A 24,504-nucleotide genomic window follows, 5' to 3' on the forward strand; every position below is an offset into this window, starting at 1 on the left:
GTCACATCTGCAACGGAACGCAACCCTTGCCGCACCCCTTGCACCCGGCGTGTGATTCACACCACAGCACGACCTCCAGTCCCGACCTCAAGGAGCACAGACATGACCGCAATCGCGGATGCCGAACAGACCAGCGCCACTGACGCCCAGCAGCGGATCGACGCCTGGCTTCAGCAGTTCCAGGCAGCGCTGTCGGCGCGCGACATCGCCGCGGCGGTGGAGCTGTTCGAGCCCGGCGCCTTCTGGCGCGACCTGGTGTCCTTCACCTGGAACCTGAACACCAGCGAGGGCCGCGACCAGATCCGCGCGATGCTCACCGAGCGGCTCGACGACACCGCGCCGACCGGCTTCGCCACCACCGACCCCGCCACCGGCGAGGATGTCGCCGAGGCCTTCATCGAGTTCGAGACGAGCATCGGCCGCGGCAAGGGCCACCTGCGGATCCGGCAGGGCGACGACGGCGTCGACCGCGCGTGGACCCTGCTGACCACGCTCCGCGAGCTCAAGGGGTACGAGGAGTCCTTCGGCGTGCGCCGCCCGATGGGCGCCGTGCACGGGGCCCATGTGGATGCACCCACCTGGGCCGAGCGTCGCGAGCGCGAGGAGGCCGAGCTGGGCCGCACCGTCCAGCCCGACACCCTCGTCATCGGCGGCGGCCAGGGCGGCATCGCGCTCGGCGCCCGCCTGCGCCAGCTCGGCGTGCCGGCGCTCGTCGTCGACAAGTACGACCGCCCCGGCGATCAGTGGCGCGGCCGGTACAAGTCGCTCTGCCTGCACGACCCGGTCTGGTACGACCACCTCCCCTACCTGCCCTTCCCGGCCAACTGGCCCGTCTTCGCCCCCAAGGACAAGATCGGCGACTGGCTCGAGATGTACACCCGCGTCATGGAGGTGCCGTACTGGTCGCGCACCGAGGCGCTGTCCGCGTCCTACGACGAGGCCAAGGGCGAGTGGACCGTCGAGGTGAACAAGGACGGCGAGAAGCTGACCCTGCACCCCAAGCAGCTCGTGCTCGCGACGGGCATGTCGGGCAAGCCGAACGTCCCTGACTTCCCCGGCATGGACACGTTCACCGGCGAGCAGCACCACTCGAGCAAGCACCCGGGACCGGACGCCTACGCGGGCAAGAAGGTCGTGGTCATCGGCGCGAACAACTCCGCGCTCGACATCAGCAAGGCCCTCATCGAGTCCGGCGCCGAGGTCACGATGGTGCAGCGCAGCTCGACGCACATCATCAAGTCCGAGTCGCTCATGGAGCACGGCCTGGGCGATCTGTACAGCGAGCGCGCTGTCGCGAGCGGCGTGACGACCGACAAGGCCGACATGATCTTCGCCTCTCTGCCCTACCGGATCATGAACGAGTTCCAGAAGCCGATCTACGACAAGGTCCGCGAGATCGACGCCGACTTCTACAAGGGCCTCGAGGACGCCGGCTACGAGCTCGACTTCGGCGACGACGGCTCCGGCCTGTTCATGAAGTACCTGCGCCGCGGCTCGGGCTACTACATCGACGTCGGCGCCGCCGGCCTGATCATCGACGGCTCCATCAAGCTGGCCAAGGGCGGCGTGGACCACCTGACGGAGGACGCCGTCGTGCTCAAGGACGGCACGGTGCTGCCCGCCGACCTGGTGGTGTACGCCACGGGCTACGGCTCGATGAACGGCTGGGCCGCCGACCTCATGGGCCAGGACACCGCCGACCAGCTGGGCAAGTGCTGGGGCCTCGGCTCCGACACGACCAAGGACCCGGGCCCGTGGGAGGGCGAGCAGCGCAACATGTGGAAGCCCACGCAGGTTCCCGGCCTGTGGATGATGGGCGGCAACCTGCACCAGTCGCGGCACTACTCGCTGTACCTGGCGCTGCAGCTCAAGGCCCGTTACGAGGGCCTCGACACCCCCGTGTACCAGCTGGCCGAGGTGCACTACACCAGCTAGTCACCCACAGACTCCGGCCCCGGCGGTAGCACGAGCACCGCCGGGGCCGGTTCCATGTCCGGGTCAGGATCAGCGCAGGACGGCGCCCACCAGCTCGGCCGCCTTCGCCACCGCTGCGTCGCGCGCCGCCGAGGCCTCGTCCTCGGTGAGCGTGCGGTCGCCCGCGCGGAAGCGCAGCGAGAAGGCCATCGACTTGCGGCCCTCGCCCACCTGCGCGCCGGTGAACACGTCGAACAGCGAGATCGCCTCGAGGAGCTCACCGGCACCGTCGGCCAGAGCCGACCGCACCGTCTCCGCCGGGACCGAGGCGTCGACGACGACGGCCACGTCCTGCAGCACGGCGGGGAACGGCGAGACCACGGGCGCGGGCAGATTCTCCACCAGCGGGATCGCGTCCAGGTCCACCTCGGCGGCGCACGTGCGGGCCGGGAGACCGGCGCGTTCGAGCACGGCCGGGTGCAGCTCGCCCGCGTGGCCCACGACGGTGTCGCCGACGAGGACCTCGGCGCAGCGCCCGGGATGGAAGGGCGCGAACTGCGCGGATCGCAGGGTCAGCTCGACATTGCTCGCGCGGCCGATCTCGCGGACCGCCTCGAACGCGTCGGTGGCGTCCGCGGGCCGCGCCGTGCCCCAGGGACCGGACGTGCCGCGGAGCCCGGTGAAGACGAGCGCGATGTGCTCGGGCTGGACCGGCAGCGAGGCGTCGAGCTCCGCGACCTGCTCCGGCGTGGGGCGCCGGTCGACGGGGATCGGGTCCACCGCCACCGTGCCGGCGGTGGGCAGGACCACCTCGGCGATCGTGTACAGCGCAAGGTCGCGCTGGCCCCGGGAGACGTTGCGCGCCAGGATCTCCAACAGCCCCGGGAGCAGCGTCGTCGCGAGCGACGGGCGGTCCGACTCCAGCGGGTTGAGCACCTTCGTCGTGTTCCGGCGCGGATCACCGGCGTCGAGGCCCCACGTGTCGAACACCTCGGCGGGCAGGAACGGGCTGGTCAGCACCTCGACGTGGCCGGTGTGCGCGAGCGATCGGCTCACGACGCGGCGGCGACGCTGACGGGCGCTGAGCCCGCGCCCGCCCGGCGCGGCGGGCAGCACCGGCGGGATCTGCTCCAGTCCCTCGAGGCGCAGCACCTCCTCGACCAGGTCGGCGACCATGTTCAGGTCGGGACGCCACGTCGGCGGGGTCACCGTCAGGCTGCTCTTCCCCTCGACCTCGCAGCCGATCTGGGTCAGGCGGCGCACCGTCGTCCCCGGGGCGTAGGTGATGCCGGCGACGCGGTCCGGACGGTCCGCGGCGATCGTCACCTGCGGGCGCTCGTCGTAGGAGCCCAGGTCCGTGATCTCCCCGACGACGGTGCCGCCGGCGATCTCGGTCAGCAGGCGCGCGGCCTCCCGGACGGTCCACACGCTGATCGCCGGGTCGACGGTGCGCTCGTACCGCTTGGCGGCATCCGAACTGAGCTTGTGCCGCTTGCCGGTCCGGAAGACCTTGACCGGGTTCCAGATCGCGCCCTCGAAGATGACGTTGACGGTGCCGGCGCCGACCTCGGTGGTCGCGCCGCCCATCACGCCCGCCAGCGAGACGGGGCCGGACTCGTCGACGATCACCGCGTCCTCGGGATCGAGCTTCCGGGTCACGTGGTCGAGGGTCTCGAGGGTCTCGCCCGGGCGCGACGCGCGTACCGTCAGGCCACCCCGAACGAGGTCGGCGTCGAAGGCGTGCAGCGGCTGGCCGGTGAGCAGCATCAGGTAGTTGGTCACGTCGACCGCGGCGCTGATGGGACGCACGCCGGAGGTGAGCAGGCGGCGCTGCAGCCACCACGGGCTCACGGCCTTCGGGTCGATGCCCTCCACGCGCAGCGCGGTGAAGCGGGTGCAGCCCGACTCGGGCTCGACGGTGACGTCCACGCCGCCCTTCCCGCTACCGGCCTTCGCCGACGGGGTGGTGATATCGGTGAACGGGAGGTCGTAGCCGCAGGCGAGTTCGCGGGCGAGTCCGCGGACGGAGAACGCGTACCCGCGATCGGGCGTCACGTTGAGCTCGATGACGGTGTCGTCCATGCCCAGGACCGGCTTGGCGTCGTCGCCGGGCTGCGCGGTTCCCTCGGGCAGGACGAGGATGCCCGAGTGGTCGTTGCCGATCCCGAGCTCGCTGACCGAGCAGATCATGCCGTCGGAGATGTGGTCGTAGGTCTTGCGGGCGGCGATCTCGAACCCACCGGGCAGCACCGCGCCGGGCAACGCGGCCACGATCAGGTCGCCTTCGGCGAAGTTCCGCGCGCCGCAGACGATGCCGCGCGGCTCCGCCTCGCCCACGTCGACCTGGCAGAAGCGGATGGGCTTGCGGAAGTCAGTGAGCTCCTCGATGTGCGCGACGCGGCCGATCTTCAGCGGACCGGACACGGTGTCGAGCGAGTCGAGCTCCTCGACCTCGAAGCCGACGCGCACGAACCCCGCGTCCAGCTCGTCGGCCGTGACGCCCCACTCGGGGGTGTCGCGGCGGAGGATCTCGGTGAGCCATGACTGTGCAACGCGCACGGTGGAAGTCCTTCTCCTGGAGTAGCTGTGTGCTGGGGTTCTGGGCCGTCGCGTCCGACGCTAGCCGCGGACGCCGAAGGGCAGGGTGAAGCGGACATCGCCCTCGACGATGTCGCGCATGTCGGACAGGCCGGTGCGGAACTGCAGGGTGCGCTCGAGGCCCATGCCGAAGGCGAAGCCCGAGTACTCCTCGGGGTCGATCCCGCAGGCGCGCAGCACGTTCGGGTTGACCATGCCGCAGCCGCCCCATTCGATCCAGCCGGCGCCGCCCTTCTTGTTGGGGAACCACACGTCCACCTCGGCCGACGGTTCCGTGAAGGGGAAGTAGTTCGGCCGCATGCGGGTGGTGGTCTCGGGGCCGAACATGGCCTTGGCGAACGCCTCGAGGGTGCCGCGCAGGTGCGCCATCGTCAGGCCCTTGTCGACCGCGAGGCCCTCGACCTGGCTGAACACCGGGGTGTGGGTGGCGTCCAGCTCGTCGGTCCGGAAGGTCCGGCCGGGGCACGCGACGTAGATCGGCACGTCGCGGGTGAGCATCGAGCGCACCTGCACCGGCGAGGTGTGGGTCCGCAGCACCTGCCGCGAGCCCTCGGGCGCCACGTAGAAGGTGTCCTGCATGGATCGCGCGGGGTGGTCCGGCAGGAAGTTGAGCGCGTCGAAGTTGAAGTGCTCGGTCTCGACCTCGGGCCCCTCGGCGATCTCCCAGCCGATGCCCACGAAGAAGTCCGCGACCTCGTCCGCGATGATGCTGACGGGGTGCCGGGCGCCCTGCGGAGCGCGGGCCGAGGGCAGCGTCACGTCGATCGATTCGGAGACGAGGACGGCCGCGTCACGCTCGGCGTCGAGCACGGACTTGCGCTGCTCGTAGGCGGCGCGGGCGCGCCCCTGCGCCACGTTGACCCGCTTGCCGGCGTCCTTGCGGTCCTCCTTGGGAATGGACCCGAGCGCCCGCTTGCTCAGCGCGAGCGGCGACTTCTCGCCCAGGTGCGCGAGCCGGGCGGCGTTGAGGGCATCGAGGTCGGACGCTGCGTCGAACGCCCGCGCGGCCTCGTCGGCGAAGGCGTCGAGCGCGGCTTCGCTGAGGTCATCGACGGGGGCGATCTGGTCTTCCGACACTGCTCTGGGCTCCTCGGTGAGGTGGGACGGTACCGGTCCAGACTAGACGACGGGATTCCGCGGACGGAATCGCATTACCGCTGGTACGCGGCCACCGCTCGGTCAGGCGTCGCGCTGCCGCTCTCGTCACGGGTCCGACGGTACGCCCGCTCAGCGGCAGTTGGCGACGTACGGCATCGAGCCGTACGGACCCCAGATCTTCGACTCGGCGTTGGCTCGCGCCGCGGCGCGATTCGGTCCGGTGCCGTGCACCGTGCCCGCGAACGACGAGAACTGGTCGCCGAACTGCTGCGCGTAAACGTCACAGGTGACGCTGACGGGTGCGCCAGGCGCGGCCTGTGCTGCCGCGGCGGGTGCCACGACCACGCCCAGTCCGACGATTCCCGCGATGACGATGCGCTTCATTTCGACCCTCTCCACATTATTCGACACTTCCTGTTCATCAGATCACACTCCGCCCGCGGTCGCCGCGGGGCACCGGCACGTCGGCCCGAGTCCCGGCGACCGCCCGCGCCGCCACCAGCGCCGCGACGAAGACCGCGAGCGCCCACCAGCCCGTCTCCGTACCCAGCCCCTCTTTGGCCATCAGCAGAACCGCCACACCCGCGAGGCAGACGAGGGCGCCGGCCAGCGCTCCCCGGCCCCCGCGCCCCGCGACCCGCGCGTCCCACCACGGCAGGCGACGGTGTTCGAGCGGCGAGAGCAGGATGAACAGCGCGAACATCACGACCGCGAAGACCGCGGCGCGCAGCGCCATCAGGCCCCAGAACCCCGACTGGTACGGGTCGACCGCGTCGATGCCCACCGCGTGCAGCGCGAACGCCGCCACCGCGATCGCGGGGATGTGCCAGAGGTAGAGCGTCATCGCGCCCCCGTTGCCGACAGCCACCGGGTACCAGACCCGTGGGCGACGCGCCCAGCACCCGATCGCGGGCGCCGCCGCGACGAACAACAGGCTCACCCACACGCAGTGCAGGCCGAGGAGGAGCGTGGGCGGCGTGGTGTTGGAGAAGGTCTCGGCACCGGTCACGACCAGCGGCACATCGTAGGGTCCCGCCACCACCGCGACCACTGCTCCCGCGAAGGCGAGCGCCGCGACCACCAGCGCCACCGGGGTCGGGATCAGCCGCCGCGCATACGCCACGCCGATCACCACGGGGATCAACCACACGACGAGGAAGTTCGGGAACCCCCATTCGATCGAGCCTGTGGCGAGGCGCGCACCGTCGAACCCCGCGCACGCGACCAGCAGCCCGACGACGATCCCACCGAGGGCGGCGCCGCCGCATCGCATCAGGGCCGGGACGAACGCCAGGACCACCAGGTAGACGCCGATGAACCACAGCAACGCGACCGATTCGCCGCCGAGCCGCGCGGCGCTCGACTCCCCCAGTAGCACCCGCGTCGCGCCCAGGGCGAGCGACCAGAACGCCAGGTACCAGAACACCGGTCGGGCCAGCCGCTGAGCACGCCCGAGGAGCCATCCACCCCACGGCGTCCCCGGCTTGAGCCCGTAGGCCGACGAGGCCGCGCCGGCCAGGAAGAACAGCGGCATGACCTGCAGCACCCACGTGATCGGCTGCAGCGCGGGCTGCGCGCCCAGGGTGTTACCCACCCAGACGCCCGACGGGGTGACGGTGGCGAGCAGGAGCACGCAGTGGCCGAACATCACGACGAGCAGGCTGAGGATGCGAGCGACGTCGATCGCGCGATCGCGGGTGTCCGGCGTGCCGTCGACGACGACGGTGCGGGAGGGCAGCAGTCTCATGTCCACCATGCTTCCGGCCCGCGGGGCCCCGCGGATGAGTAGTCCTACCCGGAACAGGTAGGGCTCTATCCCCGATTCTGCACGCGGGAGCTCGCGTACAGGCAGATCGACGCGGCGGTGGCGAGGTTCAGCGACTCGGCGCGGCCGCGGATGGGGATGGCGACGCGATGGTCGGCGAATGCCTGCAGTTCGCGGGGCAGGCCGTGGGCCTCGTTGCCGAACAGCCAGGCGGTGGGCCCGGCCAGGAGCTCGTCCGCGTCGTCGAGGGAGACCTCGCCGTCGGCGGCGGTCGCGAGCACCGTCAGCCCGGCACCCTTGAGCTGTGCGATCGCGGCCTCGGGGTCGCGTTCCTGCGCCACCGGCAGGTGGAAGACGGAGCCCGCGGACGCCCGCACGACCTTCCCGTTCATCGGGTCGACGGTGTCGCCGGCCAGCAGGACCGCATCGGCGCCGACGGCGTCCGCGACGCGGATGACGGTGCCGGCGTTGCCCGGCTCGGAGACGTCGACGGGGACGGCGACCAGCCGCGCACCGTCGGGCACGCGTGCCTCGGGAAGGGCTCGGCAGACCGCCACGATGCCGGGCGGGGTGACGGTGTCCGACAACCCGCGCATTGCGCGCTCGGTCACGTACGCCGCGCGGCCGGTCAGCAGCTCGGGGTACCGCTCGGCGCCCTCCTCCGTGACGTAGAGCTCGACGACGAGCCCCGCCGCGAGCGCGGAGGTGACGGCGTTGGAGCCCTCGGCGAGGAAGAGCCCGGCCTTCCTGCGGCCCGCGGCGCGCAGGAGCTTGGATGCAGCAACGACCCGCGGGGTCCGCTCCGTGAAGAGCTGGTCCGCGGGTCGCTGCGGGTGCTGCGTCAAAATTACGCGGCGGGCGCGTTCACGTCGGCCGGAAGCGCCTTGCGGGCGATCTCGACGATCGCGGTGAACGCGGCGGGATCGGACACGGCGATCTCGGCGAGGTTCTTGCGGTCCACCTCGACGCCGGCCAGGTTCAGGCCCTGGATCAGGCGGTTGTAGGTCATGTCGTTGGCCCGGGCCGCGGCGTTGATGCGCGTGATCCACAGCTTGCGGAAGTCGCCCTTGCGCGCACGGCGGTCGCGGTAGGCGTAGGTCAGCGAGTGGAGCTGCTGCTCCTTGGCCTTGCGGTACAGCCGCGAACGCTGGCCGCGGTAGCCCTTCGACGCCTCGAGGATGGAACGACGCTTCTTCTGAGCGTTCACTGCGCGCTTGACGCGTGCCATAGGTCTTCGTCCTTACGTGTGAAAAGTTCTAGCGGGTGATGCGGAGCGGCTTACTTGCCGAGCAGCTTCTTGACGCGACGCACGTCGGCGGGGGCCACCTCGGCCACGCCGTCGAGGCGACGGGTCACGCGGGAGCTCTTGTGCTCGAGCAGGTGGCGACGGCCGGCCTTCTGGCGCAGCACCTTTCCGCTACCCGAGATCTTGAAGCGCTTCGCGGTACCGCTGTGGGTCTTGTTCTTCGGCATGTCTCGTCTCGTTTCTTCTCTGGTTCTTCAGCGGGTTCGCGACGTGAGTCGCTTACCCGGCCGGAGCCTCGGGCGCAGCGGGCCGCGCCGCGGGGGCTTCCTTGTCCTGTTGCGCCTTGGCGCGGGTCTTCGCACCCTTGTGCGGGGCGAGGACCATGGTCATGTTGCGACCGTCCTGCTTGGCGGACGTCTCGACGAAGCCGTACTCGGCCACGTCGGCGCCCAGGCGCTGCAGAAGACGGAAACCCAGCTCGGGACGCGACTGCTCGCGACCGCGGAACATGATCGTGACCTTGACCTTGGAGCCCTGCTCCAGGAACCGGACCACGTGGCCCTTCTTGGTCTCGTAGTCGTGGTCGTCGATCTTCGGGCGGAGCTTCTGCTCCTTGATCACGGTCAGCTGCTGGTTCTTCCGGGACTCGCGCAGCTTCTGCGCGGCCTCGTACTTGAACTTGCCGTAGTCCATGATCTTGCATACGGGCGGACGGGCGTTGGGTGCCACCTCGACCAGGTCGAGGTCCGCCTCGTACGCCAGCTTGAGCGCATCTTCAACCCGCACGATCCCGACCTGCTCTCCGCCGGGGCCGACGAGCCGGACCTCAGGGACGCGGATCTGACCGTTGGTGCGTGTCTCAGTGCTGATGGGGCCTCCTCATATAGGTACTCGCGACGCTTGCGAGCGGTCTTCACTCGTAGACCGCCGCGCAGCTTCAGACCCCGATCCCACACAGCGAAAAGGCCCCGACCAGGTGACTCACACCTGGCGGGGCCCACACCGACCGATTCGGGCCGTCGCGGCATGCACCGACGATCAACCCCTCCTCCAACGAGGAGACCGCGCGTGATGTTCCTGACGGACATCACCGCGGCGACCGGACCAGCCGACCGGAGGTCGACGTGGTGGGAGTGGACTCCACTTGCTGCCCCGGCTCAAGTCCGGAGCGGTCGCACATGACACTGTAACAGTCGTGAGTGAGAATCCGAATTCGTCCCCCGAGCCCGACACACTGGAACGCCTGGTCGCAGACTCGCCGTCGATCGAGGTGATCTCCAGCGCGTGGATGCTGCTGATGAGCGCCGCGGCGGAGAAACTGGGCCTCACCGGCGCCGAGGCCGCCGCCGAGGGCGACGATCAAGCCGCCTTCGACCCGCGCAACAGCCCCCACTTCGACCTCGACGAGGCCCGCCGCCTGATCACCGCGCTCGCCGGCTTGACCACGGCGTCCGTCGAGTACCTCGGACCGCACGCCGGCCCGTACCGCGACGGCCTCAAGTCGCTCCAGCTCGCCTTCCGCGAGTACAGCGCCTACCCCGATGAGCCCGGCCAGGGACCGGGCGAGAAGTACACCGGACCGGTGTATAGCTAACCTCAGGGTTATCCCCCAAAAACACCCTGACCTGTGTAAATAGGTCTAGTGTTCCAGGTCACACCGGGCGTACCGTTCCCCTATGAAACGGATGAGAACGCTCGCGGCCGGCGTACTGGTCGCTGCAGGAGTACTGGCTCCACTCGGGGGCGTCACCGCCGCGACGGCGTCGGCCACCCCGTCGACACCGGCGGTATCGCACCCCGGACCCCGATGGTGCGAGCAGGGCCGCTGGGTCGGTGGGTACTGGACGCAGGGTCGTTGGCACAACGGCTGGTGGCAGGCGGGCTATTGGCGGCCGGGTTGGGGCGACCGGTGGGGCTGGCACCCCGGCTACTGGGTGCAGCCGCAGTGGCATCCCGGCTGGTTCGAGCAGGGCCACTGGGTGCCCGGCCGGTGGGAACCCGGCCGTTGCCACTGGTGAGCGGCGACCGGAGCCCACGGCCTCAGGCGGGATCCGGCGGCGTGCAGCCCGCATGACGAACGACGAACGGGCCTTCCATCGCATCCCCGCGACGGAAGGCCCGTTCGTCGTTCGCGCGTCCGTACGCGCGGCGGCGTCAGGCGGCCACCAGCGCCTTGATCCGGTCCGGGCGGAAGCCCGACCAGTGGTCGGCACCGTCGATCACGACGACGGGTGCCTGCAGGTAGCCGAGCGCGAGGACGTACTCCCGCGCCTCCTCGTCGAGACTGATGTCGACGGAGGTGTACTCGACACCCGCCTTGTCGAGCGCGCGGTAGGTCGCCGTGCACTGCACGCACGCGGGCTTGGTGTAGACGATCACGTTGCTCATGCCGATAACACTACATCTTGTGTTACATCGCTGCAATTTACACAAGATAAGGCGTTTGATGCACACGTTCTCCACAACCCGATCCCCAGCCGGCGACGGTCCCGAGCAGGTCCGGACGCGGATCCGGTCCCGTCTGTGGAGGAAATCGCCCGGCCGGGTTGTGCACCGCTCGCCTACGTCCGCCCCCGGAGGTAGCTCCGCTTGGACTTGCGTACGTGCGCGGCCATCGCCATCCCGGCGGCGTCCGGATCGCCCGCATCGATCGCAGCGATGATGCCGTGGTGCTCCGGCCACGACGTGGGAGCCCGGCGTCGCGCGTCCGCGGTGTAGAGGCGCTCGATCGACCCGGCGATCGTGCGCAGCAGCAGGACCATCGTCCGGCTGCCGCTTAGCTCGGCGATCAGGTGATGGAACTGCATGTTCAGCTGCGTCAGCGGCTCGAGGTCGCCGGCGGCGAGCGCGGCGTCCCCTTCGGCGAGCACCGCATCGAGCCGCGTCCGCAGGTCGGCCCAGTCCCCGTCCTCGACCCCGTCGTCGCGGTTCGCGGCGGCACGACGGGCGGCCCGGCCGGCGGTCGCCCGCTCCAGTGCCAGGCGGATGTCGAACAACTCCCCCGCCTCGTCGGGTGCCAGATCCGCCACGCGCACGCCGGCGAAGGGACGGGATTCGACGAGGCCCTCCGTCTCCAGGAGGCGCATCGCCTCGCGGATCGGGACGCGGCTCACGCCCAGCTCACGACTCAACGCTCCCTCGCCCAACCGCTCCCCGGCCTCCAGGTCGCCCGCGATGATCCGCTTGCGCAGTTCGGCGCGCACCCGTTCGGCGTTGCTCTCGGCCACGTCGCCTCCTATCCGAAGAAGTCCGCTCCGGGGATCGCGGCCAGCAGCTCTCGTGTGTAGTCCTCGGCCGGCGCGCCGAAGATCCTATCGACGGGCCCCTGCTCGATGACCCTGCCGCGCCGCATGACCAGTACCTGGTGCGCCACCTGCCGCGCCACCGCGAGGTCGTGGGTGATGAACAGGTACGCCAGGCCCAGGTCGCGCTGCAGATCGCTGAGCAGCGTCAGGATCTGATCCTGCACCAGCACGTCCAGCGCCGAAACGGCCTCGTCGCACACCACCAGACGCGGGTTGATCGCCAGCGCCCGGGCGATCGCCACGCGCTGGCGCTGCCCGCCCGACAGCTGTCCCGGCCGGCGCTGCGCCACCGCTCCGGGGAGGGCCACGGCGTCCAGCAGCTCGCCGACCCGCGCACGACGCGCGGTGCGATCGCCGATTCCGAAGACCCGCAGCGGCTCGTCGATGAGGCGCTCGATCGAATAGGTCGGGTCCAGCGACCCGAACGGATCCTGGAAGACGGGCTGCATGAGGCGCCGGGCCGCACGGCGGCGCACGCCGCGCAGCTGGGAGACGTCCTCCCCATCGACGCGGACCGAGCCGGATGTCGGCCGCTCGAGGCCGAGGACCATGCGCGTCAGCGTGGTCTTGCCCGACCCCGACTCTCCGACGATCGCGGTGGTCGACCCCTCGTCGACGCTGAAACTCACCTCGTCGACGGCGCGGAAACTCTCGCGGGAGCCCCGGATCCGGTACTCCCGCACCAGGTCCCGCACGTCGAGGATGGGCTGCTTCGCCGCGGCCGCCTCCACCGTCGCCGCGCCCGCGACGACACCCGGTAGCACCTGCTCCCGGGCCGCGACCAGGGACGGCGCCGCCGCGACGAGCCGCTGCGTGTACTCCTCGTGCGGCGCCTTGAGGATTCGCGCGGGCGGTCCCTCCTCGACGATCCTGCCGCCCTGCATCACAACCACCCGGTCCGCGCGATCGGCGGCGAGGCCGAGATCGTGCGTGATCAGGAGCAGCGCGGTGCCACGCGCCTCGATCAAGGTCTGCAGATGATCGAGGATCTGACGCTGCACCGTGACGTCCAGCGCACTCGTCGGCTCGTCGGCGATCAACAGGTCGGGCTCGCAGGCCAATCCGATCGCGATCAACACCCGCTGGCGCATGCCGCCGGAGAACTCGTGCGGGTACTGCCGTGCCCGGCGGGCCGGCTCCGGGATCCCCGCCTGGTCCATGAGTTCGAGTACGCGGGCCCGGATCGCCCGCCGGGTTCGCGCAGGCCCGCTCGCATGAGCGCGGAGCGTATCGGCGATCTGCTCGCCGATCCGCATGGCCGGATTGAGGTTCGACATCGGGTCCTGCGGCACCAGTCCGATCCGCCGGCCGCGGATACTGCGCAGGGTCCGCTCGTCCGCGCGAGCCAGGTCGGTCCCCGCGAAGTCGACGATGCCGCCCGTCACCCTGCCTCCGGATGCGATCAGGCCGATGGCGGCGGAGGCCACCGTCGACTTGCCCGAACCGGATTCGCCGACGACGGCGACCCGTTCCCCCGGCGCCACCGACAGATCCACGCCGTGCAGCACCTCCGTCTCACCGTCGTCGCCGGCGAAGGCGAGCCGGAGCCCACGTATCGCGAGCAGTGGTTCAGCGTCCTGCGGCATAGCCCTGCGCTCCTCTCGGGTTGGCGGCGGCGCACAGCAGCCCGGTCGCCGGTTCGCGCCCCGCCATCGACAGTCGGCCGAGCGCCCAGTCCCCGGCCCTGGTGACACGGTGTCCGAGCGCCGCGAGAGCCGAGATCGTCTCCGCACCCAGACGGTCCTCGACGACCACGCCTCCGGGCGTCCAGGTGCGGGGCCAGAACGAGCCGGGCACCGACGTGGTGTGGAAGGCGGGCGCGTCGATCGCCTGCTGCGGGGTGTACCCGCCGACGATGGTGCGCAGCAGGTACAGCAGTTGCCACTGGTCCTGCTGGTCACCGCCCGGGGAGCCGAGCGCGGTGACGGGAGCACCGTCCACCAGGACGAGCGTCGGGGTGAGGGTGGTGCGGGGACGGCGCCCGGGGGTCAGCGTCGCCGGCCCACCGGGTTCGAGCCAGGTCATCTGCAGGCGGGTGCCGAGACAGAATCCGAGTTCCGGGATGAGCGGGGAGGACTGCAGCCAGCCGCCCGACGGGGTGACCGAGACGAGGTTCCCGTGGCGGTCGGCCACATCGAGGTGGCAGGTGTCCCCGCGGGACTCGCCGGTGACGTTCACGGTGGGCTCGCCGGCGCCGCCGCCGGATGGCGCGTCGTACTCCTCGCGCAGGGGCGGCACGAACGGCTGATGGCCGTCGACGGTGCCCGGGCGGAATTGGGTCGAGGCGCGCGGCCCGATCATCGCGCGGCGTTGCGCACCGTACTCGGCCGAGAGCAACTGCGGCAGAGGGACGTCCGCGGCGTCACCGTAGTAGGCCTCACGGTCGGCGAAGGCGAGCTTCTGCGCCTCGATGATGCGATGCGCACCCGCCGCGGTCGAGGGATCGAGCTCGTCGTCGGCGAAGCCCTCCAGGATGCGCAGCGTCTGCAGCAACACCGGACCCTGTCCCCAGGGACCGGTCTTGGCGATGGTGTGGCCGCGGAAGACGATGCTGACCGGGTCCTCCTCGCCGGCCCGGAAGCCGGCGAAGTCGGCGCGGTCGATGACGCCCGCGTGATCGGTGCCGGTCGAGTGGCGGTGCGGTGCGGCGACGAAATCGACGGCGGCCGCGGCGACGAACCCCGTCGACCACGCGTCCCGGGCTGCTGCGATCCGCGCCACGCGCGCCGCCTCGTCCTGTCCGGTGACGCCGGCACCGGCCTCGATCAAGCGGTCCAGGGTGCGCGCGTAGGCGGGATTGCGCAGCACCTCACCCGCGGCGGGGACCCTTCCGTCGGGCAGCCACATCGCCGCCGATGTCGGCCAGTGCCGCTCGAAGAGCTCACGCACCGTGGCGATCGTCTCCCCGACGCGTCCGACCATCGGGCACCCCGCACGGGCGTACCCGATCGCGTAGGCCAGGACGTCGGACAGCTCCCAGGTGCCGTGCTCGGCGAGCAGGTGCAGCCAGGCGTCCACCGCACCGGGAACCGCGGCCGCGAGAGCTCCGGCCCCGGGCACCAGGTCGAGGCCCTCGGCGCGGAAGTGCTCGGGCGTGGCCGCCGCGGGCGCCGGGCCCTGCCCCATCAGGACCCGGGGCGCACCGAGCCGGACATCGAAGAAGACGCCCGTCAGATCGCCACCGGGTCCGTTGAGGTGCGGTTCGGCGAGGTGGAGCACGAAGCCCGCCGCGACCGCACCGTCGAAGGCGTTGCCGCCCCGTTCGAGAACGCTCTGCGCCGCCGCGGTCGCGAGCCAGTGCGTCGAGGCGCTCATCCCGAAGGACCCGCGCAGGGTCGGGCGGGTGGTGAAGGCATCGGGTTCGGTGAAACTCATGGTTACCTCCGTCGGGTGGCCGGGTCGAGCGCATCGCGCAGGGCATCGCCGAACAGGTTGAAGGCGAGGCAGATCAACATGATCGCCACGCCCGGGAAGATCGCGGCGTAGGGGGCCCGGAAGATGTACTGCTGGGCGTCGGAGAGCATGATGCCCAGGCTCGCATCGGGAGGCTGGATCCCGAGCCCGAGGAAGGAGAGCACCGCCTCGCCGATGACGGCGATCGGCATGATCACGGTCGCCTGCACGATCACGGCGGACGCCACGTTCGGCAGCACGTGTCCGCCCAGGATGCGCACCGGGCCGGCGTCCATGGCACGGGCGGCCGTGACGTAGTCGAGCTCCTTGACCCGCATGGTCTCGGCCCGCACCACGCGGATCATGGTGGGGATCTTGGCCAGCCCCAGGGCGATCGCGGCGCCGGCCAGGCTCGCGCCGTTGATCGCGGCGATCCCCACCGCGACGATGAGGAACGGGAAGGCGAGCAGCACGTCGGCGACGCGCGAGATCAGCGCGTCCAGGCCCCGCCAGTAGCCCGCGAGCAGGCCGAGCGGGGCGCCCACGAGCACTGCCAGGCCCACGGCGAGCAGACCGACCTGCAGCGAGGCACGAGTGCCGTAGAGCAGGCGGGACATGATGTCGCGTCCGAGATCGTCCGTCCCGAACCAGAATCCGACGGTGCCCGGCTGCTGGTAGGGCGTGGCGAAGTGGACCTCGGTCGGGTCGTAGGGGGCCAGGACCGGCGCCAGGAGCGCCGCTCCGAGGACGAGTACCAGGAGCACCGCGCCGGCGACACCCACCGGATTGCCGAACACCGCGCGCAGCACGCGGTGCCGCTCGCCGCCCAGTGCGGCCGTGGACGGGGTCGTGGCGGTCATCGATCTCCTCCCACCCGGATACGGGGATTGATCACGGAGTACAGCAGGTCCACCACGAGGTTGATCACGATGTAGGACGCCGTGACCACGAGGACGACGGCCTGGATCACGGGGTAGTCGCGGGTGAACACCGAATCGAGGGTGAGCTTGCCGAATCCGGGGAGGCCGAAGATCCTCTCGGTGACCACGGCGCCCGAGATCAGGCCGCCCAGTTGCAGTCCGGCGATGGTCACCACCACGACCAGGGAGTTGCGCAGGCCGTAACGCAGCAGGATGCGACCGCGGCCGAGCCCCTTCGCGCGTGCCGTGCGGACGTAGTCCGAGCCCATCGCCTCGATCATCGACGCTCGCGTCTGCCGCATGATGACCGCGGCGAGGCCGATGCCGAGGATGATCGCCGGCAGGGTCAGGTAGTAGACGCCCCGCACCGGATCCGAGAGCACGGGAACGTAGCCCGATGCCGGGAACCAGCCGAGGTTCACCGCGAGCAGCGTGATCGCGAGGATCCCGAGCCAGAAGTTCGGTACCGACAGTCCGATCACGGCGCCCGCGCTGGCGATCCACTCCGGCCAGCGGCCGCGGAATCTCTCGGCCACGATACCCGCGCTGATGCCGACCACCACGGCGATGAGGATGGCGAAGGTCGAGAGCCACAACGTGACCGGCAGAGTCGAGCCGATCAGGTCGGACACCGGCGTACCGGTGCGGATCGAGCTGCCGAAGTCACCGCGGAGCGCGTCCCCGAGGAACTTCACGTACTGGACCGGGATGGGGTCGTCGAGGCCCAGCCGGTCCCGGATCGCTGCGAGCGCCTCGGGATCCGCCTCCTCCCCCGCCATCGTGCGCGCGGGGTCGCCGGGAATGGCCCGCACCCCGGCGAAGACGACCATCGACGCGACGAGCAGAGTCACCGCGGACTGCCAGGCCCGGCTGAACAGATATCGGCCCATGATCACTCCTTCTCGGCCAGGAAGGCCGCGCGTTCGAGGCGCACCACGCCGTCCGCGTACGTGCGCACGCCCGCCACGTCGGAGACGTACGCGGTGAGATTGCGCATCCGGTAGCCGTAGACGATCGGCACGTCCTCGTGCACCTTCGTGGTCACCAGCCCGTACAGCCTGGCGCGCTCGCCCTGGTCGTTCGTCCGCGCCGCGTCCGTCAGGAGCCGGTCGACCTCGGGATCGGAGTACCCGCTGTAGTTCCGCACCGCCCCGGACGCGAGGAAGGCGGCGAGGTTCGCGTCGGGGTCCACGCGCCCGGACCAGCCGAGCAGCACCGCGTCGAAGGTGCCGCGCGCCTGGACGTCGAGCAGCGTGGAGTACTCGACGGGGCGCACCGCCACGTCGAAGCCACCGGCGCGCGCGCTCGCCTGCACCGCCTGGGCGTACCGCTGCGAGTCCGGCGATGTCGCCACCGAGAGTTCGACCCGCACCGGCAGGGTGTAGCCGGCGTCGATCAGGATCTTGCGGGCCGCGGCCGGGTCGTAGGGCGGGCAGGCGTTCGACGCGGGCGTGGCGTACGGCGAGGCGGGAGAGATCGCCGAGCACGCCGCCTCGTGCCAGTTGTTGAAAACCGAATTGACCATCGCCGCGCGATCGAGCGTCATCTGGAAGGCCCGGCGCACCCGCGCGTCCCGAGCGATCGGCGTCTCACGCTGCCGCACCGGCTTACCGACGCCGTCCGCGTTGCCGATGTTGAACGTGATGCCCTGGTAGCCGAGCGAGGCCGACTGGAGCAGCGTGATCCCCTTCTCCCGCTGGAGGGCATCGGCGTCCTGGGGCGAGATGGTGTCGGCGACCTGCACGCTCCCCGAGCGCAGATTCGCCGCGCGGATGTTGGCGTCGGACATGATCCGGTAGACGATCTCCGACAGGTGCACCTCGCGCGCGGCGTAGTACAGGGGATCGCGCACCAGGCGGATGGACGTCTGCGGAATCCTGCGCTCGAACTTGAACGCGCCCACGCAGACCGGGCTCTCCGCGAACGGGCGCGGGTCCTTGAGCCTGGTCGGCGAGACGATCATGCCGGCGCGGTCGGCGAGGGCGGCGGTCAAGGGGGCGAACGGGCGCTTGAGGGTGATCCGGACGGTGGCCGGATCGGCCACGGTGACTGTGTCGATGGGGCCCAGCTCGGACTTGCGCGCCGAACCGGGAAGTGTCAGGTTGCGATCGAGGGTGACCCGGACCGCCTCGGCGTCGAGCGCCGTGCCGTCCGCGAACCGTGCATCAGTGCGCACGGGGATGGTCACGGTCAGACCGTCGGGGCTGATGGCCGGCAGCGCCGTGGCCAGCTGCGGGACGATGGTGCCGTCCGGCGCCAGGTCGTAGAGCTTCTCGCACATCGAGGCGGCGACGTAGCGGGTGTAGAGCGAGGTCGACGTGGCCGGGTCCAGCTTGTCGGGTTCGGACGAGAGGGCCATCGACAGGACGCCACCCTCGCGAACCGGGCGGGCACCGATCGGTTCGCCGAGCGCATCGGACTTGTCGCCGGGCGGGATCGCCGGCTGGATGGGGACGCAGCCCGCGACCAGGGCCGCCACCGAGACGATCAGCGCGAGGATTCCGTTCCTCCGGGGGACGCCTCGGAACACCCGCGCAGTGGGGTCCGGATTCATGGCCTGCTCACTTTCCCACAGTGGATAAGTGCGGCAACCGTATACGATAATTCCGACTTGCACGTCGTTTTCGTATACGAAAACCTACGATCCCTGGAGACCCATGCCGTCCGAGCCGAACCGAGCCGACCTGCTCAATCTCGCCCTCATGCTGGTACTCACGTTCTCGACCGGTGTGATCGACGCCGTCGGCTACCTGGGCCTCGATCGCGTCTTCACCGGGAACATGACGGGCAACGTGGTCCTCCTGGGCGTCGGGCTCACCGGCACGACGGACCTCCCCGTCCTCCGGCCGATCCTCGCGTTGGCGGCCTTCTGCGTAGGAGCCGTCGTCGCCGGGCGGCTGCTCCGGGGGCACGCAGGGCACTGGTCGACGCGGATGACCGGCGTGTTCGCCACGGTGACCGTGATCCTCGCCGGGACCGGCGCGGCACTGGTCACCGTCGGCGATCCGGGGCACGAGCCGTGGACCGGTATCGCCACCGGCGCGAGTGCCCTCGCGATGGGCATGCAGGCCGCGGCGGCCCGGGTCCTCAAGGTGGCGGACGTGACGACCGTCGTGGTGACGTCGACGCTCACCGGTCTCGCGGCGGATTCCCGCCTCGCCGGCGGCGCGGGCGCCAACTGGGTCCGGCGAGTGCTGGCGATCGTCCTGATCGGCGCCGGCGCCGGGGCCGGGGCGGCCGCCCTTCTCGCCCACGTCTCCGCCGGTCTGCTACTGGCCGCCGCTCTCACCGCGGGCGTCACGATCGCGGGCCCGGTGGGGCACCACCGGATCGCGCGCCCCACGCCGGCCGACGCCGTCGCGGACTGAACCGATCGATCAGCCCTGCAGGACCTCCGCGAGGAACTTCCCGGTATACGACTCGGGCACCGCAGCCACGTCCTCCGGCGTCCCCTCCGCGATGACGGTGCCGCCCCCGCTGCCGCCCTCCGGCCCCATATCGACGATCCAGTCTGCGGTCTTGATGACGTCCAGGTTGTGCTCGATGACGATCACCGAGTTCCCCTTGTCGACCAGCCCGTCGATCACCTGCAGCAGCTTCGCGATGTCCTCGAAGTGCAGGCCCGTGGTGGGCTCGTCGAGGATGTAGACCGTGCGCCCGTTCGACCGCTTCTGCAGCTCCGCGGCCAACTTGACGCGCTGCGCCTCGCCGCCGGACAGCGTGGTGGCGGGCTGGCCCAGCCGCACGTAGCCGAGGCCGACCTCGACCAGGGTCTTGAGGTAGCGGTGGATCGAGGTGACCGCCTCGAAGAACTCCGCGGCCTCCTCGATCGGCATGTCCAGCACCTCGGCGATGTTCTTGCCCTTGTAGTGCACCTCGAGCGTCTCGCGGTTGTATCGCGCGCCGTGACACACCTCGCACGGCACGTAGACGTCCGGGAGGAAGTTCATCTCGATCTTGATGGTGCCGTCGCCCGAGCACGCCTCGCACCGGCCGCCCTTGACGTTGAACGAGAAGCGCCCGGGCTGGTAGCCGCGCACCTTCGCCTCGGTCGTGGCCGCGAACAGCGTGCGGATCTTGTCGAAGACGCCGGTGTAGGTGGCCGGATTGGAGCGCGGGGTGCGGCCGATCGGAGACTGGTCGACCTGCACGAGCTTGTCGAGATCGTCGAGCCCCGTGACCCGGCTGTGCCGGCCCGGGACCTGGCGCGCGCCGTTGAGCTTGTTGGCGAGCACCGTCGAGAGGATGTCGTTGACCAGCGTGGACTTGCCCGAGCCCGAGACACCCGTGACCGCCGTCAGCACACCCAGCGGGAACGCCACGTCGATGTTCTGCAGGTTGTGCTCGCGGGCGCCGACGACCTTGAGCTGACGCTTCTTGTCGATCGGGCGCCGCACCGCGGGCACGGGCAGCGCACGCCGCCCGGACAGGTAGGCGCCGGTCAGCGAGTCCTTGTTCTTGAGCAGCGCCTTGTACGTGCCGCTGTGCACCACGTTGCCGCCGTGCTCGCCCGCGTACGGGCCGATGTCCACCACCCAGTCGGCCATGCGGATCGTGTCCTCGTCGTGCTCGACGACGATGAGCGTGTTGCCCAGGTCCCGCAGGCGCACGAGGGTGTCGATGAGACGGCGGTTATCGCGCTGGTGCAGGCCGATGGACGGCTCGTCGAGCACGTAGAGCACGCCCGCGAGGCCGGAGCCGATCTGCGTCGCGAGGCGGATGCGCTGCGCCTCACCGCCGGACAGCGAGCCGGCAGCGCGGGAGAGCGAGAGGTACTCCAGGCCCACGTCCAGCAGGAACGCGATGCGGGCCTGCACCTCCTTGAGCACACGGCCGGCGATCGCGGCCTCGCGCGCGCCGAGCTTGAGATCGGACAGGTAGTCCGAGCACTCCCCCACGGACATCGCGGAGACCTCGGCGATCGACTTCTCGCCGAACCGCGGGTGATCGAGCGTGACTGCGAGGATCTCGGGCCGCAGCCGCGCGCCGGAGCACGCCGGACACGGCACGTCGCGCATGTAGCCCTCGTACCGCTCCTTCATCTGCTCCGACTCCGTGGACTCGAGGCGGCGGTGCAGGAAGGGCATGACGCCCTCGAACTCGGCGTAGTACGAGCGGGTGCGGCCGTACCGGTTGCGGTACTTCACGTGGACCTGGTGCTCGGACCCCTCGATGACGGCCTTGCGCGCCTTCGCCGGCAGGTCCTTCCACGGGGTGTCGAGGTCGAAGCCCATCGCGTCGGCCAGGCCGGAGAGCAGGCGCAGGAAGTACTCCGCGCTCTGCCCCGACGACCAGGGGGCGATGGCACCGTCGGCCAGCGACAGCAGCGGGTCCGGGACGACGAGCTCCGGGTCCACCTCCTTGCGGACGCCGAGGCCGTCGCACTCCGGGCAGGCACCGAACGGCGAGTTGAACGAGAACGATCGGGGCTCGAGATCGTCGACGGCGATCGGATGGCCGTTGGGGCAGGCCATCTTCTCGGAGAAGCGCCGCTCCCGCTCCGCGTCGTTCTCCTCGCGGTCCACGAAATCGAGGACGACGATGCCGTCGGCCAGCCGCAGGGCCGTCTCGATCGAGTCGGTGAGGCGTTGCTTGGCGGACGACTTCACCGCGAGCCGGTCGACCACGACCTCGATGTCGTGCTTCTCCTGCTTCTTGAGCTTCGGCGGCTCCGAGAGCTGGTACACCACCCCGTCGATCCGGGCGCGCGAGTAGCCCTGCGTCTGCAGTTGGTTGAACAGGTCCACGAACTCGCCCTTACGGGTGCGGACGACGGGTGCCAGCACCTGGAACCGGGTGCCCTGTTCCATGTCCAGGACCTGGTCCACGATCTGCTGCGGCGTCTGCCGCGCGATCACCGAACCGCACTCCGGACAGTGGGGAGTGCCCGCGCGCGCGTAGAGCAGGCGCAGGTAGTCGTACACCTCGGTGATGGTGCCGACGGTGGACCGCGGGTTACGGTTCGTCGACTTCTGGTCGATCGACACCGCGGGCGAGAGCCCCTCGATGAAGTCGACATCGGGCTTGTCCATCTGGCCGAGGAACTGCCGCGCGTACGCCGACAAGGACTCCACGTAGCGGCGCTGTCCCTCGGCGAAGATCGTGTCGAACGCAAGGCTGGACTTTCCCGAGCCCGACAGACCGGTGAACACGATCAGGCTGTCGCGCGGGAGGTCCACATCGACACCCCGCAGGTTGTGTTCGCGCGCTCCACGCACGATCAGGCGATCAGCCACCGTTTTCCTTCCGTCCGAGCTTGCAGGCCCACAGACGGGACCCGGATCAATGCTAGAGAAGCCCACCGACAAGTTCTCCGCCGCGCGGTACCGTAAGCCCGTGACCACCACGATCAACCAGATCTCCGTCGGCGGTATGGACAACAACGTGTACCTGGTGAGTGATTCCGCCGGCCGCACGCTGCTGATCGACGCGGCCAACGACGCCGAGCGGATCCTCGAGTTCGCGCGGGAGACGGGCGGCGTCGAGCTCATCGTCACCACGCATCGCCACCTCGACCACTGGTACGCGCTCAAGGAGGTCCGGGAGGGTCTCGGCGTGCCGGCCGCCGCCGGCGTCAACGACGCGGAGGGCATCGACGCCCCCACCGACCGCACCCTCTCCGATGGCGAGGTACTCACGATCGGCGACCTCGTCTTCGACGTGATCGAGCTGGTCGGGCACACGCCCGGGTCGATCGCGCTGGCCCTGCGCCCCGAGTTCGACGGTGCGCCGGTCCACCTCTTCACCGGCGACAGCCTGTTCCCCGGAGGAGTGGGCAAGACCGGCTCCCCGGCGGACTTCGAGCGCCTGATCTCCGACGTGACCGACAAGCTCTTCGACCGGTTCGGCGACGACACCGTCGTCCATCCCGGTCACGGCAAGGGCACCACCCTCGGCGTCGAGCGCCCGCACCTGACGGAGTGGCGCGAACGCGGCTGGTGACCCGGGGAGGAGACCCATGACCGGCCCCACGGTGTTGATCGCCGGGGCGAGTATCGCCGGACCCGCACTCGCGCACTGGCTCGCGCGGTACGGCGCCCAGGTCACCGTCGTGGAGCGGGCTCCCGCCCTCCGCCCGGGCGGCCAGGCCGTCGACGCGCGCGGAGTGGCCCGTGAGGTGATCCGCCGGATGGGACTCGACGAGGCCGTACGCGCCGCGCGCACGGAGACCGCGGGCGCGCGCATCGTGGACGAGGACGGCACCGTCGTCCAATCCTTCAGCGCCGAGGACGACGGTGGTGACGGCTTCATCGCCGACATCGAGATCCTCCGCGGAGACCTGTCCCGGGTCCTCCACGACGCCACCCACGCCCGGGTCGAATACGTCTTCGGCGACCGGATCACCGCACTGGAACAGGACGGCGACGGCGTCGACGTCACCTTCGAGCACCGCGCCGTCGATCGGTTCGACCTGGTGATCGGTGCGGACGGCCTGCACTCGTCCCTCCGTGCGCTGGCCTTCGGGCCGCACGAGGAGCACATTCGTCGCCTCGGGCACACCGTGGCCTTCTTCACGGTGCCCAACGAATTCGGTCTCGACCGCTGGCTCATCGACTGCATCACGCCCGACCGGACCGCCGGCCTGCGCCCGATCCGCGACGCGACTCTCGGGATGGCCCTGTTCTCGTTCGCCTCGCCCGAGCCCGGCACCGACCGTCGTGACCTCGCAGCGCAGAAGGGCCTGCTCCGCGAGCGGATGGAGGGCATGGGCTGGCTCACGCCGCGCATCCTCGAACACCTCGACGCCGCCGACGACTTCTACCTCGACGAGGTCGCGCAGGTCGTGATGGACCGCTGGTCGACCGGGCGCGTGGCACTGCTCGGCGATGCCGCGTTCTGCTCCTCGCCGATGTCGGGTCAGGGGACCAGTCTCGCGCTGCTCGGCGCGTACGTCCTCGCCGGCGAGCTCGCGGCCGCGGACTGGGACCCGGCCGTCATCGAGCGCGCGATCAACGGCATCGATCTCCCGGACTACGAAGAGGCGATACCCGATGTTCGATGACGAGGACCCCGTCGAGCCCGCGAGCGCGCGCGAACGACTCCGGAGCGGGGACGCGGAGCCCCCTCCGCCGGACAACCGGCGGACCCGGCGCGCCGCGGCGATCATGTTCCTTCCGGTCTTCGTCGGGGTGCCCGGCCTCGGATACCTCTTCCTGGACGGGGACAGCGGGACCGCCCGCATCGTCGGGATCCTGATGATCATCTACCTGGTCGTGCTCGGCTACCTGATGGTCAAGTCCATCGTCCGTCGCTGACCTCGGCGTG

The 24,504-nt window shown here is 70.4% G+C and carries 23 protein-coding genes; 7 read left to right on the forward strand and 16 right to left on the reverse strand.

From position 1 onward, the window contains the following. The first annotated feature begins 102 nt into the window (after positions 1 to 102). Positions 103 to 1,935, forward strand: a complete 1,833-nt coding sequence (locus HF999_RS11320; RefSeq protein ID WP_168545983.1) for an NAD(P)/FAD-dependent oxidoreductase — start codon at positions 103 to 105, stop codon at positions 1,933 to 1,935. Between the two features lie 69 nt (positions 1,936 to 2,004). On the opposite strand, the gene pheT is transcribed toward HF999_RS11320, so the two are convergent. From pheT to infC, 8 genes are all read right to left on the reverse strand, one after another. Further along, on the reverse strand, positions 2,005 to 4,473 hold the full coding sequence (gene pheT, locus HF999_RS11325) for a phenylalanine--tRNA ligase subunit beta (RefSeq protein WP_168545984.1): 2,469 nt from the start codon (positions 4,471 to 4,473) through the stop codon (positions 2,005 to 2,007). Positions 4,474 to 4,533: 60 nt separating this feature from the next. After that, the gene (pheS, locus tag HF999_RS11330) at positions 4,534 to 5,589 is read right to left on the reverse strand and encodes a phenylalanine--tRNA ligase subunit alpha (protein WP_168545985.1); all 1,056 of its coding nucleotides are present in this window, start codon (positions 5,587 to 5,589) and stop codon (positions 4,534 to 4,536) included. 150 nt (positions 5,590 to 5,739) lie between these two features. After that, positions 5,740 to 5,994 (reverse strand): hypothetical protein, encoded by a 255-nt coding sequence (locus HF999_RS11335; RefSeq protein ID WP_168545986.1) that lies wholly within the window; start codon positions 5,992 to 5,994, stop codon positions 5,740 to 5,742. A gap of 37 nt (positions 5,995 to 6,031) precedes the next feature. Beyond that, complete coding sequence (locus HF999_RS11340) at positions 6,032 to 7,366, reverse strand: acyltransferase family protein (RefSeq protein WP_168545987.1); 1,335 nt, start codon at positions 7,364 to 7,366, stop codon at positions 6,032 to 6,034. Positions 7,367 to 7,422: 56 nt separating this feature from the next. Next, positions 7,423 to 8,220 (reverse strand): TrmH family RNA methyltransferase, encoded by a 798-nt coding sequence (locus HF999_RS11345; RefSeq protein ID WP_168545988.1) that lies wholly within the window; start codon positions 8,218 to 8,220, stop codon positions 7,423 to 7,425. 2 nt (positions 8,221 to 8,222) lie between these two features. Next, positions 8,223 to 8,603: a 50S ribosomal protein L20 gene (gene rplT / locus HF999_RS11350; RefSeq protein WP_168545989.1), complete on the reverse strand. Its 381-nt coding sequence runs from the start codon at positions 8,601 to 8,603 to the stop codon at positions 8,223 to 8,225. Positions 8,604 to 8,653: 50 nt separating this feature from the next. Then, complete coding sequence (gene rpmI / locus HF999_RS11355; protein ID WP_068570012.1) at positions 8,654 to 8,848, reverse strand: 50S ribosomal protein L35; 195 nt, start codon at positions 8,846 to 8,848, stop codon at positions 8,654 to 8,656. Positions 8,849 to 8,900: 52 nt separating this feature from the next. Further along, positions 8,901 to 9,491 (reverse strand): translation initiation factor IF-3, encoded by a 591-nt coding sequence (gene infC / locus HF999_RS11360; protein ID WP_168546052.1) that lies wholly within the window; start codon positions 9,489 to 9,491, stop codon positions 8,901 to 8,903. Between the two features lie 325 nt (positions 9,492 to 9,816). Between infC and HF999_RS11365 the strand changes: the two genes are divergently transcribed. Both HF999_RS11365 and HF999_RS11370 read left to right on the forward strand, forming a co-directional pair. Next, a complete protein-coding gene (locus HF999_RS11365) occupies positions 9,817 to 10,215 on the forward strand; it encodes a recombinase RecA (protein ID WP_168545990.1) in 399 nt (132 codons plus the stop codon). 82 nt (positions 10,216 to 10,297) lie between these two features. Then, complete coding sequence (locus tag HF999_RS11370; protein ID WP_168545991.1) at positions 10,298 to 10,639, forward strand: hypothetical protein; 342 nt, start codon at positions 10,298 to 10,300, stop codon at positions 10,637 to 10,639. Positions 10,640 to 10,775: 136 nt separating this feature from the next. Here HF999_RS11370 and nrdH read toward each other — a convergent pair whose 3' ends face one another. The 7 genes from nrdH to HF999_RS11405 form a co-directional block, all read right to left on the reverse strand. Next, entirely contained in the window at positions 10,776 to 11,009 is a 234-nt protein-coding gene (gene nrdH, locus HF999_RS11375) for a glutaredoxin-like protein NrdH (RefSeq protein WP_168545992.1), read from the reverse strand. A gap of 173 nt (positions 11,010 to 11,182) precedes the next feature. Continuing rightward, positions 11,183 to 11,848: a GntR family transcriptional regulator gene (locus tag HF999_RS11380; protein ID WP_168545993.1), complete on the reverse strand. Its 666-nt coding sequence runs from the start codon at positions 11,846 to 11,848 to the stop codon at positions 11,183 to 11,185. A gap of 8 nt (positions 11,849 to 11,856) precedes the next feature. Beyond that, positions 11,857 to 13,512 carry a dipeptide ABC transporter ATP-binding protein gene (locus tag HF999_RS11385; RefSeq protein ID WP_168545994.1) on the reverse strand — a complete coding sequence of 552 codons (1,656 nt, stop codon included), beginning with the start codon at positions 13,510 to 13,512 and terminating at the stop codon, positions 11,857 to 11,859. Further along, positions 13,496 to 15,301, reverse strand: a complete 1,806-nt coding sequence (locus HF999_RS11390) for a gamma-glutamyltransferase family protein (RefSeq protein WP_168545995.1) — start codon at positions 15,299 to 15,301, stop codon at positions 13,496 to 13,498. The genes HF999_RS11385 and HF999_RS11390 overlap by 17 nt, the downstream gene beginning before the upstream one ends. A 2-nt stretch (positions 15,302 to 15,303) precedes the next feature. Further along, on the reverse strand, positions 15,304 to 16,179 hold the full coding sequence (locus HF999_RS11395; protein ID WP_168545996.1) for an ABC transporter permease: 876 nt from the start codon (positions 16,177 to 16,179) through the stop codon (positions 15,304 to 15,306). After that, entirely contained in the window at positions 16,176 to 17,129 is a 954-nt protein-coding gene (locus HF999_RS11400; protein ID WP_168545997.1) for an ABC transporter permease, read from the reverse strand. The genes HF999_RS11395 and HF999_RS11400 overlap by 4 nt, the downstream gene beginning before the upstream one ends. Before the next feature lie 2 nt (positions 17,130 to 17,131). Next, a complete protein-coding gene (locus HF999_RS11405) occupies positions 17,132 to 18,793 on the reverse strand; it encodes an ABC transporter substrate-binding protein (protein ID WP_168545998.1) in 1,662 nt (553 codons plus the stop codon). Positions 18,794 to 18,896: 103 nt separating this feature from the next. Here HF999_RS11405 and HF999_RS11410 point away from each other — a divergent pair, with 103 nt between their 5' ends. Next, a complete protein-coding gene (locus tag HF999_RS11410; RefSeq protein WP_168545999.1) occupies positions 18,897 to 19,607 on the forward strand; it encodes a YoaK family protein in 711 nt (236 codons plus the stop codon). A gap of 9 nt (positions 19,608 to 19,616) precedes the next feature. Here the strand turns inward: HF999_RS11410 and uvrA are convergent, their stop codons facing one another. Continuing rightward, the gene (uvrA, locus tag HF999_RS11415) at positions 19,617 to 22,475 is read right to left on the reverse strand and encodes an excinuclease ABC subunit UvrA (protein WP_168546000.1); all 2,859 of its coding nucleotides are present in this window, start codon (positions 22,473 to 22,475) and stop codon (positions 19,617 to 19,619) included. A gap of 49 nt (positions 22,476 to 22,524) precedes the next feature. Here uvrA and HF999_RS11420 point away from each other — a divergent pair, with 49 nt between their 5' ends. Genes HF999_RS11420 through HF999_RS11430 form a run of 3 tightly spaced genes read left to right on the forward strand, consistent with a single transcriptional unit; the run spans position 22,525 to position 24,494 of the window. Next, positions 22,525 to 23,181, forward strand: a complete 657-nt coding sequence (locus HF999_RS11420; RefSeq protein WP_168546001.1) for an MBL fold metallo-hydrolase — start codon at positions 22,525 to 22,527, stop codon at positions 23,179 to 23,181. Positions 23,182 to 23,197: 16 nt separating this feature from the next. Further along, positions 23,198 to 24,241, forward strand: coding sequence for an FAD-dependent monooxygenase (locus tag HF999_RS11425; protein ID WP_168546002.1), 1,044 nt, complete (start codon positions 23,198 to 23,200; stop codon positions 24,239 to 24,241). Next, a complete protein-coding gene (locus HF999_RS11430; protein WP_168546003.1) occupies positions 24,231 to 24,494 on the forward strand; it encodes a hypothetical protein in 264 nt (87 codons plus the stop codon). Before HF999_RS11425 ends, HF999_RS11430 begins: the two co-directional genes overlap by 11 nt. Positions 24,495 to 24,504: the final 10 nt, after the last annotated feature.

This window comes from Tsukamurella spumae, assembly GCF_012396015.1.
Taxonomy (GTDB): Bacteria; Actinomycetota; Actinomycetes; order Mycobacteriales; family Mycobacteriaceae; genus Tsukamurella; species Tsukamurella spumae.

What these genes read in the sequence shown, in the direction of transcription:
- HF999_RS11320 (WP_168545983.1), top strand. Translation starts at nt 103, where the DNA reads ATGACCGCAATCGCGGATGCCGAACAGACCAGCGCCACTGACGCCCAG.
- HF999_RS11335 (WP_168545986.1), bottom strand. Translation starts at nt 5,994, where the DNA reads ATGAAGCGCATCGTCATCGCGGGAATCGTCGGACTGGGCGTGGTCGTG.
- HF999_RS11340 (WP_168545987.1), bottom strand. Translation starts at nt 7,366, where the DNA reads ATGGTGGACATGAGACTGCTGCCCTCCCGCACCGTCGTCGTCGACGGC.
- rplT (WP_168545989.1), bottom strand. Translation starts at nt 8,603, where the DNA reads ATGGCACGCGTCAAGCGCGCAGTGAACGCTCAGAAGAAGCGTCGTTCC.
- rpmI (WP_068570012.1), bottom strand. Translation starts at nt 8,848, where the DNA reads ATGCCGAAGAACAAGACCCACAGCGGTACCGCGAAGCGCTTCAAGATC.
- HF999_RS11370 (WP_168545991.1), top strand. Translation starts at nt 10,298, where the DNA reads ATGAAACGGATGAGAACGCTCGCGGCCGGCGTACTGGTCGCTGCAGGA.
- nrdH (WP_168545992.1), bottom strand. Translation starts at nt 11,009, where the DNA reads ATGAGCAACGTGATCGTCTACACCAAGCCCGCGTGCGTGCAGTGCACG.
- HF999_RS11385 (WP_168545994.1), bottom strand. Translation starts at nt 13,512, where the DNA reads ATGCCGCAGGACGCTGAACCACTGCTCGCGATACGTGGGCTCCGGCTC.
- HF999_RS11390 (WP_168545995.1), bottom strand. Translation starts at nt 15,301, where the DNA reads ATGAGTTTCACCGAACCCGATGCCTTCACCACCCGCCCGACCCTGCGC.
- HF999_RS11395 (WP_168545996.1), bottom strand. Translation starts at nt 16,179, where the DNA reads ATGACCGCCACGACCCCGTCCACGGCCGCACTGGGCGGCGAGCGGCAC.
- HF999_RS11400 (WP_168545997.1), bottom strand. Translation starts at nt 17,129, where the DNA reads ATGGGCCGATATCTGTTCAGCCGGGCCTGGCAGTCCGCGGTGACTCTG.
- HF999_RS11405 (WP_168545998.1), bottom strand. Translation starts at nt 18,793, where the DNA reads ATGAATCCGGACCCCACTGCGCGGGTGTTCCGAGGCGTCCCCCGGAGG.
- HF999_RS11410 (WP_168545999.1), top strand. Translation starts at nt 18,897, where the DNA reads ATGCCGTCCGAGCCGAACCGAGCCGACCTGCTCAATCTCGCCCTCATG.
- HF999_RS11420 (WP_168546001.1), top strand. Translation starts at nt 22,525, where the DNA reads ATGCTAGAGAAGCCCACCGACAAGTTCTCCGCCGCGCGGTACCGTAAG.
- HF999_RS11425 (WP_168546002.1), top strand. Translation starts at nt 23,198, where the DNA reads ATGACCGGCCCCACGGTGTTGATCGCCGGGGCGAGTATCGCCGGACCC.
- HF999_RS11430 (WP_168546003.1), top strand. Translation starts at nt 24,231, where the DNA reads ATGTTCGATGACGAGGACCCCGTCGAGCCCGCGAGCGCGCGCGAACGA.